Source organism: Caulobacter sp. UNC279MFTsu5.1, from assembly GCF_900114015.1.
GTDB lineage: Bacteria > Pseudomonadota > Alphaproteobacteria > Caulobacterales > Caulobacteraceae > Caulobacter.
The window spans coordinates 1-15,948 of the sequence record NZ_FORN01000025.1; the positions used below are offsets into that span (position 1 = coordinate 1).

At 67.3% G+C, this 15,948-nt stretch carries 12 protein-coding genes; 9 read left to right on the forward strand and 3 right to left on the reverse strand.

All coding sequences use genetic code 11. The features are described from left to right. The 6 genes from BM066_RS14815 to BM066_RS14840 form a co-directional block, all read left to right on the forward strand. On the forward strand, positions 1–1,625 hold a 1,625-nt coding region (locus BM066_RS14815; RefSeq protein ID WP_089929135.1), incomplete at its 5' end, for an amidohydrolase. 2 nt (positions 1,626–1,627) lie between these two features. After that, positions 1,628–2,047: a DoxX family protein gene (locus BM066_RS14820; protein WP_255367597.1), complete on the forward strand. Its 420-nt coding sequence runs from the start codon at positions 1,628–1,630 to the stop codon at positions 2,045–2,047. Next, complete coding sequence (locus BM066_RS14825) at positions 2,044–2,736, forward strand: YoaK family protein (RefSeq protein WP_089929140.1); 693 nt, start codon at positions 2,044–2,046, stop codon at positions 2,734–2,736. The genes BM066_RS14820 and BM066_RS14825 overlap by 4 nt, the downstream gene beginning before the upstream one ends. Further along, on the forward strand, positions 2,733–4,106 hold the full coding sequence (locus tag BM066_RS14830; RefSeq protein ID WP_089929142.1) for an alginate export family protein: 1,374 nt from the start codon (positions 2,733–2,735) through the stop codon (positions 4,104–4,106). The genes BM066_RS14825 and BM066_RS14830 overlap by 4 nt, the downstream gene beginning before the upstream one ends. A 44-nt stretch (positions 4,107–4,150) precedes the next feature. Next, positions 4,151–4,840 (forward strand): RNA polymerase sigma factor, encoded by a 690-nt coding sequence (locus BM066_RS14835; protein WP_089929144.1) that lies wholly within the window; start codon positions 4,151–4,153, stop codon positions 4,838–4,840. After that, a complete protein-coding gene (locus BM066_RS14840) occupies positions 4,840–5,883 on the forward strand; it encodes a FecR family protein (RefSeq protein WP_089929147.1) in 1,044 nt (347 codons plus the stop codon). The genes BM066_RS14835 and BM066_RS14840 overlap by 1 nt, the downstream gene beginning before the upstream one ends. Here the strand turns inward: BM066_RS14840 and BM066_RS14845 are convergent. Continuing rightward, complete coding sequence (locus BM066_RS14845; protein ID WP_177218464.1) at positions 5,866–8,910, reverse strand: TonB-dependent receptor plug domain-containing protein; 3,045 nt, start codon at positions 8,908–8,910, stop codon at positions 5,866–5,868. The two genes, BM066_RS14840 and BM066_RS14845, sit on opposite strands and share 18 nt — an antisense overlap. Before the next feature lie 161 nt (positions 8,911–9,071). Between BM066_RS14845 and BM066_RS14850 the strand changes: the two genes are divergently transcribed. Further along, positions 9,072–10,058 carry a helix-turn-helix transcriptional regulator gene (locus BM066_RS14850; RefSeq protein WP_089929151.1) on the forward strand — a complete coding sequence of 329 codons (987 nt, stop codon included), beginning with the start codon at positions 9,072–9,074 and terminating at the stop codon, positions 10,056–10,058. Positions 10,059–10,907: 849 nt separating this feature from the next. Here the strand turns inward: BM066_RS14850 and BM066_RS14855 are convergent. Next, positions 10,908–11,528: a thioesterase domain-containing protein gene (locus tag BM066_RS14855; RefSeq protein ID WP_089929153.1), complete on the reverse strand. Its 621-nt coding sequence runs from the start codon at positions 11,526–11,528 to the stop codon at positions 10,908–10,910. A 205-nt stretch (positions 11,529–11,733) separates the two neighbouring features. Beyond that, on the reverse strand, positions 11,734–13,077 hold the full coding sequence (locus tag BM066_RS14860; protein ID WP_089929155.1) for a peptidoglycan DD-metalloendopeptidase family protein: 1,344 nt from the start codon (positions 13,075–13,077) through the stop codon (positions 11,734–11,736). 138 nt (positions 13,078–13,215) lie between these two features. On the opposite strand from BM066_RS14860, the gene tssK reads away from it, so the two are divergent. Next, positions 13,216–14,559, forward strand: coding sequence for a type VI secretion system baseplate subunit TssK (gene tssK, locus BM066_RS14865; protein ID WP_089929157.1), 1,344 nt, complete (start codon positions 13,216–13,218; stop codon positions 14,557–14,559). Further along, a complete protein-coding gene (icmH, locus tag BM066_RS14870; RefSeq protein WP_089929160.1) occupies positions 14,556–15,941 on the forward strand; it encodes a type IVB secretion system protein IcmH/DotU in 1,386 nt (461 codons plus the stop codon). The genes tssK and icmH overlap by 4 nt, the downstream gene beginning before the upstream one ends. Positions 15,942–15,948: the final 7 nt, after the last annotated feature.

A 15,948-nucleotide genomic window follows, 5' to 3' on the forward strand; every position in this document is an offset into this window, starting at 1 on the left:
ACAACATGGAGCTGCGCTGGGACGGCGTGCCGACCCTGGCCGACGCCATGGCCATGCTCAAGAAGCAGGCCGCCAACACCCCGCCGCCGCAGTGGGTGCGGGTGGTGGGCGGCTTCACCGAGCACCAGTTCGCCGAGAAGCGCCTGCCGACCCTGGACGAGATCAACGCCGCCGCGCCCGAGACGCCGGTGTTCATCCTCCACCTCTACGACCGCGCCCTCCTCAACCGCGCCGCCCTGCGCGCCGTCGGCTACACCAAGGACACGCCCAACCCGCCGGGCGGCGAGATCCAGCGCGACGCCTCGGGCGAGCCGACCGGCCTGCTGCTGGCCCAGCCCAACGCCACCATCCTCTACGCCACCCTGGCCAAGGGGCCCAAGCTGCCGCCCGAGTACCAGCTCAACTCCACCCGCCACTTCATGCGCGAGATGAACCGGCTGGGCGTGACCGGGGTGATCGACGCTGGCGGCGGCTTCCAGAACTATCCCGACGACTACGCGATCGTCGAAAAGCTGCATGCCGACGACCAGCTGACCCTGCGCATCAGCTACAACCTGTTCACCCAGAAGCCAAAGGCGGAGCTGTCGGACTTCCAGTCGTGGTCCAAGCAGATCAAGCCGGGGCAGGGCGACGACAAGTACCGCCATAACGGTGCGGGCGAGATGCTGGTTTACAGCGCCGCCGACTTCGAGGACTTCCGCGTCGAGCGGCCCGAGATGCCGCCCAACATGGAGAGCGATCTCGAACCGGTGATCCGCCTGCTGGCCGAGCAGCGCTGGCCCTGGCGGCTGCACGCCACCTATGACCAGACCATTGATCGGGCGCTGGACGTCTTCGAGACGGTCAACAAGGACGTCCCGTTCGACGGCCTGCATTGGTTCTTCGACCACGCCGAGACGATCAGCGAGCGCAACATCGACCGCATCGCGGCCCTCGGCGGCGGCATCGCCGTGCAGCACCGCATGGCTTTCCAGGGCGAGTACTTCATCGACCGCTACGGCGCCAAGGCGGCCGAAGCGACGCCGCCGATCAACAGGATGCTGGCGGCCGGAATCCCGGTCGGTGCCGGCACCGACGCCACGCGGGTGGCCAGCTACAACCCTTGGGTTTCCCTGAACTGGCTGGTCACCGGCAAGACCGTGGGCGGCACGCGCCTCTATCCGCCGGCCAACCGCCTGGACCGGGAAGAAGCGCTGCGCCTGTGGACCACGGCCAACACCTGGTTCTCGAATGAGGAAGGCTCGAAGGGCCAGATCGCCGTCGGCCAGCTGGCCGATCTGGCGGTGCTCAGCGCCGATTATCTGCGCGTGCCCGAAGAGGAGATCCCGCACCTGGGCTCGGTCCTGACCCTGCTGGGCGGCAAGGTGGTGCATGGCGAGGGGGACTATTCCAAGCTGGCCCCGTCCCTGCCCCCGCCCATGCCCGATTGGTCGCCGGTGCGCACCTTCGGCGGCTACCAGGATCGTTCGAAGTCTCACGCCAGGGCCCTGGCCTCGGCTTGCGGCTGCGCCAACGGCTGCGGCGTCCACGGCCACGACCACGCCGCCGCCCTGGGGGGCGAGGCGCCGACTTCCGACGCCCGCTCCTTCTGGGGCGCGTTCGGTTGCGGCTGCTGGGCGGTATGAACATGACCACGCCCACGCCGATCGCGGCCCTGCTGAGATCCCCCGGGCTCTCGATCCTGGCCCGGGGGCTGCTCACCCTGCCCTACTGGTGGAGCGGCCTGAGCAAGATCGCCGACCTGCACGGCGCTCTGGCCGAGGCCGCGCACTTCGGACTGCGGCCGGCCTGGCTGACCGTCGTCGCCACCGTGCTGGTCCAACTGGGCGGTTCGGCGGCGGTGATCTTCGGTCGCGCCACCTGGCTTGCGGCCGGCGCCCTGGCGGTGTTCACCGCCATAGCCACCCTGATCGCTCATCCCTTCTGGATCGTCTCGGACCCCATGGAGCGTTTCCATGCGCTCAACACCTTTCTGGAGCACATCGGCCTGATCGGCGGCTTCATGCTGGCGGCGATCCTGGTCGAGCGAGATCGGAAATCGGAATGACGCCACCCCCTCCGAAAGGAAGCACCGCCACCGCCGCCCTGGCGGCGTTCACGGCCGGCTTTGTCGATACTGTGGGGTTCGTGGGGCTGTTTGGCCTGTTCACCGCCCATGTCACCGGCAACTTCGTGCTGATCGGCGCGGCGATCGTCACCCATCATTCGGGGATCATCGCCAAACTGCTGGCCCTGCCGACCTTCATCGTCGCGGTGGCCCTGACGAGCCTGTTCCTGCGCCATTGCCGCAAGACCCAGCGCTCGGCCGTCAGGCCGCTGCTGATCGTCCAGGCTCTGCTGCTGGCCGCCTTCATGGTCGCTGGCCTGACCCTGGCCCCGTTCACCGGCGGCGACCAGCCGGCCGCCATCCTGACCGGCCTGACCGGCGTGCTGGCCATGGGCGTGCAGAACGCGGCCTCCCGCACCGTCTTCACGCACCTGTCGCCGACCACGGTGATGACCGGCAACGTCACCCAGATCGTCCTGGACCTGGTCGGCCTGACCGAGCGCGACGCGCCCGCCGACGAGGTCAAGGCCCGCATCCGCAAGATGCTGCCGCCCGTGCTGGCCTTCACCGGCGGCGCGATCGCCGGCGGGGTTGGCTTCGCCGTGGCGGGCTTCTGGTGCGTCCTGGCCGGAGTCGCCGCCGTCCTGGCCATGCTGTTGTTCAACCCCGTCACAGAGGCCAGGGCATGAGACGCGCGCTCTCCGCGCTCACGCTCGGCGCGGCGCTGGGCGCCGGCGGCTTCGCCCGGGCCGCCGAGCCTCCGGCGTTCAAGCTCATCCGTTCGGACGAGACCTATCGCTATCTCGCAGACCAGCCGCCCGCGACGCCCGGCGACCGGCTGCGCTACATTCCGCTGAACGATGACCCGGACGTCTACTTCTCCCTGGGCGGCGAGGCCCGCTTGCGGATCGACGCCTTCGACGCCCCGCGTTTCGGGATCGGCGGCGAACCGTCCGATGTCTATGGCCTGGCCCGCGCCCTGGTCAGCACCGACCTGCATCTGGGGTCGCGCGTGCGGATCTATAGCGAACTGGGCCTGCATCGCGACATCAACAAGAAGGCCCCGCCGGCGGTCAGCGATCGTGACGGCCTGGACGCCCAGGTGGCTTTCATCGACTTGACGCCCGACGCGGCGCGCCACTGGCGGTTGCGCCTGGGCCGGCAGGAGGTGTCGCTCAGCCCTACCCAACGCTTCGTCTCGGTGCGTGAAGGTCCCAACATCCGCCAGAGTTTCGACGGCGTCCGCATCACGCGCCAGACCGCGGGCCTGCGGCTGGACGCCTTCTATCTGCGCCCGGTCGTGATCCAGACGGGCGCCTTCGACGACAGTCGCAACATGGATCAGCGCTTCTACGGCGTGTACGCCTCCAGGACGCTGAGCAAAGCGGTGGCCCTCGATCTCTACGCCCTTGAACTGGACCGTGACGGCGTCCGGTTCGGAGCCGTGCGCGGCGACGAGCGGCGGTCGAGCTTCGGTGCGCGCCTGGCGGGCAAGCACGGCCCCCTCGACTACGAGGTCGAGGGCATGATCCAGGGAGGACGGTTCGCCGGCCGCGACATCCGGGCCTGGGGCGGCGGTGTCGGCGGCGGCTACACCCTGGCCCGCCCCTGGGCGCCACGCCTTGGGCTGAGGTTCGACGCCGGCTCGGGCGACGCCGACGCCGCCGACGGCAGGCTCCAGACCTTCAATCCGCTGTTTCCCAAGGGCGCCTATTTCAACGAGACCGGCCTGACCAGTTGGAGCAACCTGGTCGCCCTGCGTCCCAGCCTGGGTCTGTCGCCAACCCGCGACGTCAGCCTGGAGCTCAGCTACCTGATCCGCCGCCGACAGACCGGCGACGACGCGATCTACCTTCAACCTTCGACGCCGCTCGTCCCGGCCGGAACCAACAGGTCGCGGGCGGTCAGCGATGGGATACAGTTGGACGCCGGATGGCAGGTCGACCGTAACCTCAAGCTTCAGCTGCAAGCGCTGCATCAGGACGCCGCAGCCGCCGTGACTGCGATCGGCGGCAAGGACGTGAACTTCGCCATGGCGATTATCCAGTACCGCTTTTGACCCAGGCTAGCGACCTGGCGTCTTCAAAGGTCAGGGTGAGTCCTATGGAAGCCCAGCACAGCCTTCGGTCGCAAGCCGCGCCAATTGTCGGGCGTCGATACTCGTCAAGCGCGACACCTCAACAATCTGAATTGATTTCAAGCGTCTGCGCCTCGCGCCGCTCTTCCTCCCGCTGGCAAATCATCGCATGGTGCCGGCCGATGGACGGGGATCGCCAGCAGGAGCCTACCCACGACGCCGCGCCGGATCTGGCCGCACGCTCGATCACCTTGCGCGGCGCCCTGGCGCGATATTTCCAGCGCCGCCTGCCCGGCGCGAACGACATCGAGGATCTGGTCCAGGATGTCTTCCTGCGGATCGTGAGACGCGGCGACAACGCCGATCTCGATCGATACGAAGGCTATGTCTTCGAGACGGCCGCCAGCGTCCTGAAGGATCGCTTTCGCCGCCGCAAGGTGCGGGCGACCGACCGCCACCAGTCCTTCGATCCGGACCTGCACATCCAGACGAGCCTTGACCCCGAGCGCACCGTCCTGGGCCAGGAAGCCCTGCGGTCGATGACGCGCGTGATCCTGCAGATGCCGGAACGGACCCGGACGATCTTCATCCTGCGCCGGCTGGAAGGCTTGCCGCACCAGGAGATCGCCCGCAGGCTGGGCCTTTCCCTGAGCACGGTCGAAAAACATATTCAGCGCGCCGCGCGCCACATTCTCTCCAGCGGCGAAGGTTCGTGATGGCTGGCCGCAAACTCCACCTCGTGGCGTTGTCCCCCGATGAGGCGGCGGCCGCCTGGCTTGCTCGTCACGATGCGTCGCCGCAAGCGGCCGAGGATCCCGACTTCGTCGCCTGGCTCGACGAATCCGACACCCACCGTCAGGCCTGGTCACGGGCTCAACGGCTTTGGGAGGACGCCGCCCATCCCGTGGCCGATGATCCGCTGCTCTCGGCCCTGCGCGCCGAGGCCTTGGCCGCCCGGCCCGATCCCTGGCCCAGGATGGCGATCGCCGCCTGCCTAGTCGCGATCATCGGCGGCGGCTTCCTGGCCTGGCGTCTGCATGGCCCGCCGGACTCCGAGACCTCGGGCCGAAGGATCGCCGCCGTCGACCCGACGGCGCGTTACGGTGCGGCGGACCTCGTCAGCGCCAAGGGCGCCAGGCTGGTCACGCAACTGCCCGACGGGACGCGCCTGGAACTGGACACCGACAGCGCCGTCGACCTGGCGTTCACCGGGCGCGAACGACGCTTGCGCCTCGTGCGCGGCCAGGCGTTCGTTACGGTCGCCGCCGACCCGCGCCGCCCCTTCGCTCTCGACGTCGCCGACCAGACCATCGTGGATCGCGGCACGGCCTTCGCGGCGCGGCTGGACCCCGCGGGCGTTCGGGTCACGCTCGTCCAGGGGCGGGTGGCCGTCGGGCCGTCGGGCGCGCCTCCACGCTACGACCTGGCGCCGGGCCAAAGGCTGACCCTCAAGCCAGGTCGTCCGGGCGTCGTCGAAGCCGTGGACACCGACCAGGCCCTGGCCTGGCGGCAGGGTTTCATCGAGTTCTCCGACACGCCCTTGGGTGAGGCGGTCGCGGAGATGAACCGATATGGCGGTCCGACCCTGACCGTGCGCGATCCCCACACGGCGGGCCTGAAAATCAGTGGGCGCTTCAAGCTGGGCGATGCCGAGCGGTTCGTCCGCACGACCTCGGCCCTGTTGCCCATCCACGCGACGCGCGTCGCCGGGGGGCTGGAGCTGCGGGCCGGTGCAGAGGCGTCAGAACCGGCGGGCTAGCGTCAGTTCGAAGCGACGTCCGCGCGGGTCGCCATAGGTGCTGTAGCCAAGTTCGGAGTTGGCGTCGATCGGCGCACGGGCGTCCAGAAGATCTCGCACAGCCAGTTGCAGGCGGGTGCGCCCGTCCGCCCCGAAGACGTAGTTCACCATGGCGTCGGTATAGACCTGGGCGGGAAGGGTGTCGGACTGCTGTTTGGCGATCAGGTCGGCGCTGTCCAGGTGCGCGAAGCCGGACCGCGCCACCTTTGATCGCCCGTAATATTGGCCATTGAGCTCCAGCGTCAGGTCGCCCTTGGTCCACTCGACGCCCAGATTGCCGCGATGGGCCAACGGCCCGTCCCGGTAGCCGGCGGTCTCGTACCAGGCTCCGGCCGGATCGTCGCGCCGCCGGTAGCTGGGTTGCCAAGTGTAGCGCAGATAGATCCGCAGGGCCGCGTCGCCGCCCAACTCATGACGATAGTCGAGGCTGACATCGACGGATTCGATGACTGAACGCCCGACATTGAGGGCCGAGGCGTCGACCTTCGTAATGACCCCGCCCGTGTAGCCCAGGGCGCGGTCCGCGTCGGTGAGCGGCAGGCGCGTGATCCGGTCGGGATAGAGGGCTTCACGCGCAACGAAATAGCCCGGATCGTTGGAAGCGTAGGTTGTCACCTCGCGCGACTTGTCCGTCCGCAGATAGTCGATCGAGAGCCGCAAGCCTGGCGTCGCCTGGGGCGTAAACACCAGCCCCGCGGCCAGGGTGCGGGCTTTCTCGGCCTTTAGCCGCTCGGACCCGCCCGCGATCAGGTCGAAGTTTCCGTCGACCCCGAGATCCGCGCCGCCGCGCTTGGGGTCTTGGGCCCAAAAGTAGCGCCCCGACCAGTTTATCACGCGGTAGTTGATCTGCTCGGCGGTGGGCGGGAGGAAGCCGTCGGCATAGCTGGCGCGGAGCATCAGATCGGGGCGAAGAAAGCTGCGAAAGCCGAGCGTCGTGGCGATGACCGTGTCCGACGCCTTCAGGACGCCGACGCCCAGTTCGGCGATCGCTTCGTCCAGATACTGAGGAACGCGCAGGCGATAGCGGTCGGTGCGCACCGACAGTTGCGCCTCCAGGCCTCGCCACGGCCCCTTGGCCTGGGCCGAGACCAGGGGCGCGCGCCATTCGGCGTAGAGCGAGCCATTGGTCTGCTCCAGACCCGGCGTCAGGGTATGCGCGAAGGCGTCTGGCAAGTAGCTGTAGCCCAGGCGAGCGCCCAAGGGCGCGCGCTCGGTTCGGGCTTCGGCCAGAACGGTCATGGTCAACGGCCCGCCCGGCAATCGCAGCAGCGGACCCGAGGCCCGCAGATTGAAGTCCTGCAGCCGATCCTGCTGCTTGATCAGATAGCCGCCGGGCTGGCGATAGCTTCCGTAGGCCTTTAGGAAATCGGCGCCGGACCAAAACGGCGAGATCGCCGGTGTGCCGTAGAGCAGCGGCATGTCCAGAGCCGCCACAATACCGGCATAGATGTTCGGTTGCCGCCGATCGTCCTCCAGCCGCAGGGTCGAAAGGCTCAGGCTGTAGTCGGCGCTGGCCATCCAGCCCGCGGATAGGCGCGCGATCAATCCCGCCGTGCCCCGGCGCGTCAGCGTGCGATTGAGGACAGGCCCCTCCCAACCCAGCGGGAAGACGACCACCACCGTTTGCTCGAAGGGGTTGTTGTCGCTGCTGCCGGCGATGGGGCCGATCATCGCCTCCCCGGCCGGGGCGATGGCGCGGCCTTGGTCGTCGACATGCAGGTAGTCGAAGAACGCCTCGACGGCGCCGAACTGATGGCGACCGCTGAGAATGAACGAGGCGGTCTGTGTGTCGGTCAACAGGCTCTGACGTCGGCCGAAGGCGTCTCCCGACAGGCCAAGGTCCAGCGTCCCCGCATTGGCCAGGACTTCGGCCGTCGTGAACCCCTGAGCGGAAAAATGCGTCTTGGTCGAACCTAGCGCCTGGCCGCCACGGGCGGCGTCGAGGACCAGTGGAGCGCCGAAGCCGTAGACGTTGACGTCGGAGCCGACAGGGATGTCGAGCACCGATTGCACGCCCTGGCCCAGGCGCAGGGTCCGCCCCCGCTCGACATAGTCGCGATCGCCAAAGCGTAGGCCCTCGGCGCGGGACAGTCCCAGGGTCAGCGACAGCGACGATCGGCCATCGGCGGACGAGACGCCCAGATGCCCGCCGAACCGCGTCTGCGGCGCATCGCCTCGAGCGCTCAGGCCCTGGCTCAGGCCGACCGACTGGTCATTATAGTCCCGCTTGAGGATGACATTGACCACGCCGCCGGTCGCCCCCGGACCGTAGATCGCCCCCGCCGTCGCGGTCAGCACCTCGACCCGGTCGATCGCGGCCAGCGGAAGGCCGTTGAGATCGGGCTGAACGAACCTGGCCAGCACGCCCTGGCCGTCCGGCAGGCTGGGCAGCCGCCGTCCGTCGACGAGGACGAGCGTCTGATTGCCGCCCAGGCCCAATAGATCGATCTGTGAACGGGTCGAGGCGAGGTTGGCGCTCGGAGCCTGAATGTTGGCGGCCGCCTGAGCATTGGCCGGCATGCGCGCGCGCATGAAGTCTTCGAGGGTCTCCGCGCCCGAACGCGCCAGGGTTTCGCTGTCGGCGACGTCGTAGGGTTGGATGTCGTCGCGGCTGCGGCGGATGCCGGTGTTGAGGTTGCGACGACCCAGGACCAGCAGCTCGGAAACCGCGCCGTCGCCGGGATCGACCGCCAGCTGTTCCGCCGAAGGTCCCGGACCGGCCTGGCTGACGACGAAGGCGCCGTCGATCGTGCGGCGATAGGTCAGGCCCGAGCCGGCCAGCGCCGCAGCCAGCGCCTGCTGTGTCGTGAACCGCCCGCTCAGCCGCGGCGCGCGCCGACCGTCGGTCACGGCGCGATCGAAGATCAGCTCGGCCGCCCCCGTCCGCGCGACCTGGTTGAGCGTGATCGACAGCGACTGGGCGGGCAGATCCAGGTTGGCGCCGGGCGCGGCGGCGTGCGCGCTCGCGGCCGCGGCGCCGAGCGCCACCGCCAGGGGCGCTCGCCTCCAGCGCCTCGACCGCCACGCTCCGAACTCCACTCACGCCTCCAAGCCGGCCAGACTCGCCGTCTCAAGAAAGTTTCGCGCCCGCGTACGGTTTTTCCGTCGGCTTGCGTTCCTGGCGCCGACCCAGGAGCCCCAAAACGCCGATGCTCGCCAGAAACCCCAACCCGATCTCGCGTCCATATCCCTTCATGCCGCCTCGCGATCGCGAACCGAGCGCGGCGATCAGTCCGCCGTCCGGAGAAGCCCATCTGCGCAGCGCCCTGGCCCGTCAATACGGTTGCAGCGATCCACAGGTGCTGACCTCGCGACTGGGCGAAGACCAGGCGGTCCATATCACCCGCAAGTTCCATCATGCCGACCATTTTGGCCGTGTTGAGGCCCCTGCCAGCGCCGACGCCTACCTTCTGTGCGCCAATCTCGGCGCCGGCAGCCAGCAGATGGTGACCCGGGGGCGAGGTCTTGGGCGCCAGGTGTTCGCGGCGGACACCATCGGCCTTCGCCCGCTGGCCGAGGACCACGCGGCCGAGGTTCTGACGCCCTTCGACTTTCTCTTCATTCATCTGCCGCGCGCAGGCCTGGCGGAGATCGCCGATGATCTTGGACGTCAACGGCTGGTCGACCTGGCCTGCCCCGCCGGCGAAGCCGATCCCGTCGCCGTCAACCTGGCGCGGGCCCTGCTGCCGGCGTTGAACCGTCCACGAGAGACCAATGCGCTGTTCGTTGACTACTTGGTGGCGACGATCGGCGCGCACCTGATCGAGCGGTACGGCGACCTGCGGCCGATCAGCGACGGAAAGGGCGGCTTGGCCCGCTGGCAGCAGATGCGCGCCGAGGAGTTCATGCTGAGCAGCGGCTCCGACCCGATCCGCCTGAGCCGGATCGCCGACGAATGCCGTCTTTCGCCCAGCTATTTCGCCCGAGCGTTCAAGCAGACCTATGGCGTGACGCCGCACCAATGGCTGTGCCGGATGCGGGTCGAGAAAGCCAAGACGATGCTGCTGGACCCCGACCTGTCGATCGCCGACATCGCGCTCGACTGCGGCTTCGCCGACCAGAGCCATCTGACACGCGTGTTCCACCGGCAAGCCGGCGCTCCGCCCGCGCGCTGGCGTCGTCAGTATCGCCTCTGAATTTCGAGATAAGCGACAATTTCCCGTGAGATCCGTTTTCAAATATATAGGAAAATATTCTCAACGCCATCTGAGTGCGCAAGCGCCGAAGCCGACGTCGTCGCGAAGATTCATCGCCGCAGCGAATTCCCGTTGCGGACCTTGGTCCCGCACCGGCCACCGAGAGGCTGTGCGAGTTGGGGAGCGTTCATGGCTGCCCGAATGAGGCAAGAAAAATCCCCAATTCGTTGTAGCTGAAATATGTTAATGTGATTGTGTGGTGCGGTTTATGGAGATGATTTTTGTCATATCAATATAGTATTTTCATAGTTCAAATTACGTATTGAATTTCAAGTTATTTCTTAAATATACTCTTCAATACTATTGACAAGGTTTCGATCTGGGGTAATCGCTAACCACTGTTTCGCTTCGCGTTGGCAAACGTGGCGTTCCATGGGCGGCGAATGGTCGTGGATTGATGTGGAGCGGGCTACCGCTCCCCCACCCTCTCCGACGTCCAAGAAACGAGGCGCGCGCCTCCGGCATCGACGTTGGAGTTCCTCCCAGCAAGCTCTGACGTCGACGCCGTGACAGAGGACTTCCTTTGCATTGCGCGGACGAGCGGGACTGCACGCGCGCGGAATGTTCAGAAGCCTGTCATGGCCGACATCGGCCTCACTTCGCCCGGTAGTATGACGCTACCAACTACATCTCGATGTGCGCCGACTTCGGCGGGCCGGGCTGTTCCGGGCGTTCCGCGAACAGTGAACGCAGCCATGGCGACTTGCACGAGATGGGAAAATATTCCTATCCTGGTGTTAGCCGGGAACGCCGTGGTCAGCGACGATCGTCCAAGGCCGCCCCTTCGCGTCAGGCCTTCAGCGTTACATCGACGCCGTTGGCCTTGAGTTGTCCGGTCATCCAGTCCGCCACCGCCAGCGCGCAGGCCCGGTCGCCGACCACGTCGGGCCAGGGCACGCCGCCGGCCGCGCCATGGGTGCCCGTGAACTTCTTTTCCTCGAGGATCCCGTCGCCGTCGAGCCAGCGTCCGGTGTTGTAGAAATAGAAGCGCGACTTGACCGGGTTCCGGATCCAGAACGCCAAATTGCGCGCTGTCCGGGCATGGGCGACAAAATCGACGTTGTCGGGAATGGTCTGCGAGAGGCCCAGTTCGCTGGTCTGCATGTCGACCGCGTCGAACAGGAACATGGCCTTGACCCGCTTGCCCTGAGCCTTGAGCCGCTTGGCGGCGATGATCGCGGTGCATCCGCCGCGGCTGTAGCCCACCAGGATCACCGATCCGGACCCGCCCTGGGCGGCGCCGACCGCGCGATCGGCGATGCTGGATACTTCCTTGCCGGTTAGCGAGGGACCCCGGAAATAGGTGCTGCCGACGACTTGCTTGGCGATCTGGCTGGGGAACGAGTTCCCCATCTCCTTGGCGTACTCCTGGTCGTTGTCAGGTCCGGTTCCATCGATGATGACGATCATACTCTTTCTCGCTGGCCTGAATTGCGCGGGAGCCTAGCGTCGGTGCACAGCTTACTCAATACAGCTTTGCCACCTTTTGTTGTAATTCAGGAAATCCCTTTCTAAATCAACCGGATGACGCGATGTTGTTTCCTGTAAATGCTCGTAAACATGAGCAATGTGGTGCAAGTATATTGTAGCTTAACCTTGGGAACCTTTATTCGATTCACCCGTTTTGGGCCGCCCTGAGGGCGTCTAACCTGTCGCGCGCCTTTCGGAAGGCCGCCAAAGCTTCGCCATTGAGGGCGCGGCGGCTGCTGGTCTGGAAGGTCATCGGATCGACCTGGGCATCACGGACGATCACCTCGTAGTGCAGGTGCGGTCCCGACGAGAGGCCCGTATTACCCGAAAGCCCGATGGCCTGACCCTGCCGCACGGCCGCGCCCACGACCACTCCGGGCGCGTAGCCGGACAGGTGCGCATAGGCGGTCTGGAGCTCCGGCGAGTGGCGGATCCGGACGAAGTTGCCATGGCCGCCATGCGGTCCCACGAAGTCCACCACCCCGTCGCCCGACGCATAGACGGTTGTTCCCACGGGAACGGCGAAGTCAGTGCCCTTGTGGACTCGGGTATAGCCCAGCACGGGGTGCAGCCGGGGGCCGAAGCTCGACGTGATGCGGGCGCCTTCAACCGGCGTACGCATCAACCCGCGCGCGACGCTGGCTCCATTGCCGTCGAACCAGCTGGGCTTGGCGTCGCCCGGCGGTTGGAACAGATAGAGCGCGCGGGACTTGGTCTGGGTCTGCAGCGAGGCGTACACCAGTCGTTCGGGACCCACGACGTCGCCTCGGCCGTCGACTTTCTGTTCGAACGCGGCCTCGAAAATGTCGCCCGGCCGGATCTCCCGCTGGAAATCGAAATCGAAGGCGAAGGCGCCGGCGAAATCGTTCACCAACGAATCCACGACGCCCGCCGCCACCGCCGAGGAATAGAAGCTGTTGGCGTCCATCTCGCCGCGCACCACCTTGATCCGGACCTTGAGGTCCGGGGCCAGGTCCTCGGCGACCAGGCGACCGCTCTTGTCCGGGCGAATGACAAGGCCCGAACCGTCCGGGCGCCGAAGTTCGATCGCCTCGATGTCGTCGGCCTTGCCATCCGGAAAGGCCAGCGAGACCCGAAGCTCGCCGGGCGCCCCTTCCAGCTTCGCGTTGGCGGCAAGGCCGAACCGCAGCGCCCGGTCCGTCGCGACGCCCTCGGCGGTCAGCGCCGCCGCCAGGTCCTGCACGCGGGCGATCACCAGCGTGCGGTGAAATCCGTCGGCGGGCACGGGCGCCTTGGACGCGGCGGCGGGGCGGACGGGCGCGGCCGGGCGCCGCCAGACGCCCCACCCGACCCCGGCGATGATCGCCAGCAGCGCTCCGCCCGCCATGGCCGACAGCACGAGATTTCTTATGCTCAAGCTTGTTTCAGACAAGCTTGACTTATCGGAGCCCGCGGGTTCCGGCGATGCAGGTTTCCGTCGCCAGCTGCGAGGATCGAACGATGGTTCATCTTCTCGTACGCCTCGCATCCATCTCTCGTTGCTTGCCTTTCTCCAAACATAACCGCAAGGCGCGCGAGAACCAGGGCTGGAGATGGCAAATGCGTCTTCCTCAGCTCTGCCGACTAGTGTTTAAGTGGTATTTCTAGAGTCCGTTGAGGGAAGCGTATGCAGAGCGACAGCCGCGTCGCATGGCGCGAGGGTCTATTCCTTCGACAACAGCATTTTCAGCAGCAGGATCGCTATCTGGAGGCCTTGGTCGCGGCGCGCGCCAATGGCCTGCGGCCCTATCCGTGGGGCCTGTCGGAGCTCAAGATCAACGCCGACCTCGCGGCTCTGGGCAAGTTCGCGATCGAATCGATGACCGGGGTCCTGCCCGACGGCTTGCCGTTCTCGATCCCTGGCGACCTGCCTCCGCCGCCGCCGCTCGACATACCGCCCGACGCCCGCGACGTAATCGTCTACCTCACCCTTCCCGCGCGCCAGAGCGGCGCGGTGGAGTTCAAGAGTCGAGGGGAACGGGGCGGCGCGACCGTGCGCTATGTGGTCGATGAGGAGGATGTCGCCGACTCCTTTTCTGACGAGCGCGGCCAGGAACCCATCGAGGTCGCCCGTCCCAACCTGACGTTCGGCGTCACCCAGGACCAGACCTATGGACGCGTGCTGCTGGGGTTGGCGCGCGTGCGCGAAGTCCACAACGGCGCCGTGGTCTTTGATGACCGCTACATTCCGCCGGCCCTGGACATCCGGGCCAGCCCGCGACTGTCAGGCTTCCTGACCGACATCATCGGACGGGCCTCACAGCGCGTCGACGAACTGGCCCTGAGAGCGGTCGAGGCCACGGACGGCGGGGCGGAAACCTTCGCCAGCTTCCTGCTTTTGCAGGCGCTCAATCGATGGGTCAGTCAACTGCGCCACCTGGCCGCCCTGCCCGCCGTGCACCCCGAGCGGCTCTATGAGACCTTCCTGGGCATGGCCGGGGAACTGGCGACTCTGACGCGTCCCGACCGACGGCCACCGCCCTTCCCCAACTATGTTCATGAGCAGCTGCAACTGACCTTCGAGCCGGTGTTCGAGGTGCTGCAGGCCGCGCTCTCGGCGGTGTTCGACCGTTCGGCGATCCAGTTGCCGCTGCAGGTCGCGGGGCCGGGCGCCTACACCTCCCGGATCACCGACCACAACCTCTACAAGACCGGCTACTTCTATCTGGCCGTCAACGCTCGCGCGTCGCTGGACGACATCCGCGGGCGGTTCCCCGCTATCGCCAAGATCGGCGCGGTCCAGAAGATGCGCGAGATCGTCGACTCCGCCCTGCCCGGCGTGCCGCTGAGACATACGCCGACCCCGCCGCCGCAGCTGCGCGTCATCCCCGGCTACGTCTATTTCGAACTCGACCGCTCCGTTCCCGACTGGCGCGACTTCGCCAACGCCGCGGCGCTGGGCCTGCATGTCGCCGGAGAATGGCCCGACCTCAAGCTGGAACTCTGGTGCGTCAAGGGGACCGGGCGATGACCGGCGACGACGAGGAGAAGAACCCGAACAAGACGGTCTTCCGACCGTCGCCGCTGCAGAACCTACGCAGGTCCGGAGCCCCCTCCCCGCCGTCCACGCCCGCCTTCGCGACCAGTGAACCGGTATCGTTCGCGTCGTTCGCGTCGGCTCCTCCGCCGCGTCGCGCTATCAGCCGCGATGACGACATTCCGCTGCCTCCGCCGGCCGCGCGAGCGCGAAACCCGATGATGATGGCGGCCGCGCCGGTGCTGTCGCTGATCGTCGGCGTCCGGTCCGGCCGCGTCCACCTCAGCCTGCCCGAGCTGCACCAGAGGGCGTCCGCTGCGGTGGCGGCGTTCGATCAGGCGCTCCTGGCCGCCGGCTACGACGCGGAGACGCGCCAGCGGGCTCGCTATGCGGTGTGCGCCACGGTCGACGACATCGCCCAGAACCTTCCCGGTCAGGCCGCCGACGGCGCGGAATGGGCGCGCCGCAGCCTGGTCGTGCAGGTCTTCAACGAGAACATCGGCGGCGACCGGTTCTGGCGGCTGCTCGACGACATGCTGGCCAGGCCGGCGGAATTCGCCAACCTGATCGAGCTCTACCACGCCTGCCTCGCCGCCGGCTTCGAGGGCCGCTATCGCGTCGCGCCCGACGGCAAGCGCCGCCTGCACGAGATCATGGCCAGCGTCTATGCGGCCCTGGACCATCCCCGCGCGCTGTCCCAGACCGAGCTGTCGCCGCATTGGCGCGGCCAGCCCACGCCGGCCGCGCGCGTCAGCTTCTGGGCGACTCTGGCCCTGGCCGGCGCCATCGCCCTGGCCGTTCTGCTGGCCCTCTTCATCCTTTTGCGCGTGGTGCTGATCCAGACGGGGCAGCCGTCGCTGAACGCCCTGAAGGCCATCAATCCGGACCAGCCCTTGCGGATGTCGCGCGTCGCGCCCGCGCCGCCGGTTCCGACCAGCACCCAGCTGCAGCGCATCCAGGGCTTTCTAGCGCCCGAGATCGCCCAGAATCTGGTGGCGGTGGAGCAGGACAGCCAGTCCATCCGTGTGCGCACCACCGTCGGGCAGCTGTTCAAGTCGGGATCCGACAAGTTGGAGCCGGGCCGCGAAGCGCTGTTCGCCCGGATCGGCGCGGCCGTCGAGGCCGAGCGCGGACCGGTTCGGGTGGAGGGCCATGCCGACACTGACCGCCTGGCCAGCGTCACCTTTCCGGACAATTTCGCGCTGTCCAAGGCGCGGGCCGACGCCGCCGCTGGGATCCTGCGCGGCAAGATCACCGACTCCGGCCGCATCAGCACCGAGGGGTTCGGCGACAGCCAGCCGATCGCGTCGAATTCCACCGTCAACGGCAAGGCGCTGAACCGCCGGGTCGAAATCGTCATTCCGCGCGCCGAATAGGGCCCCG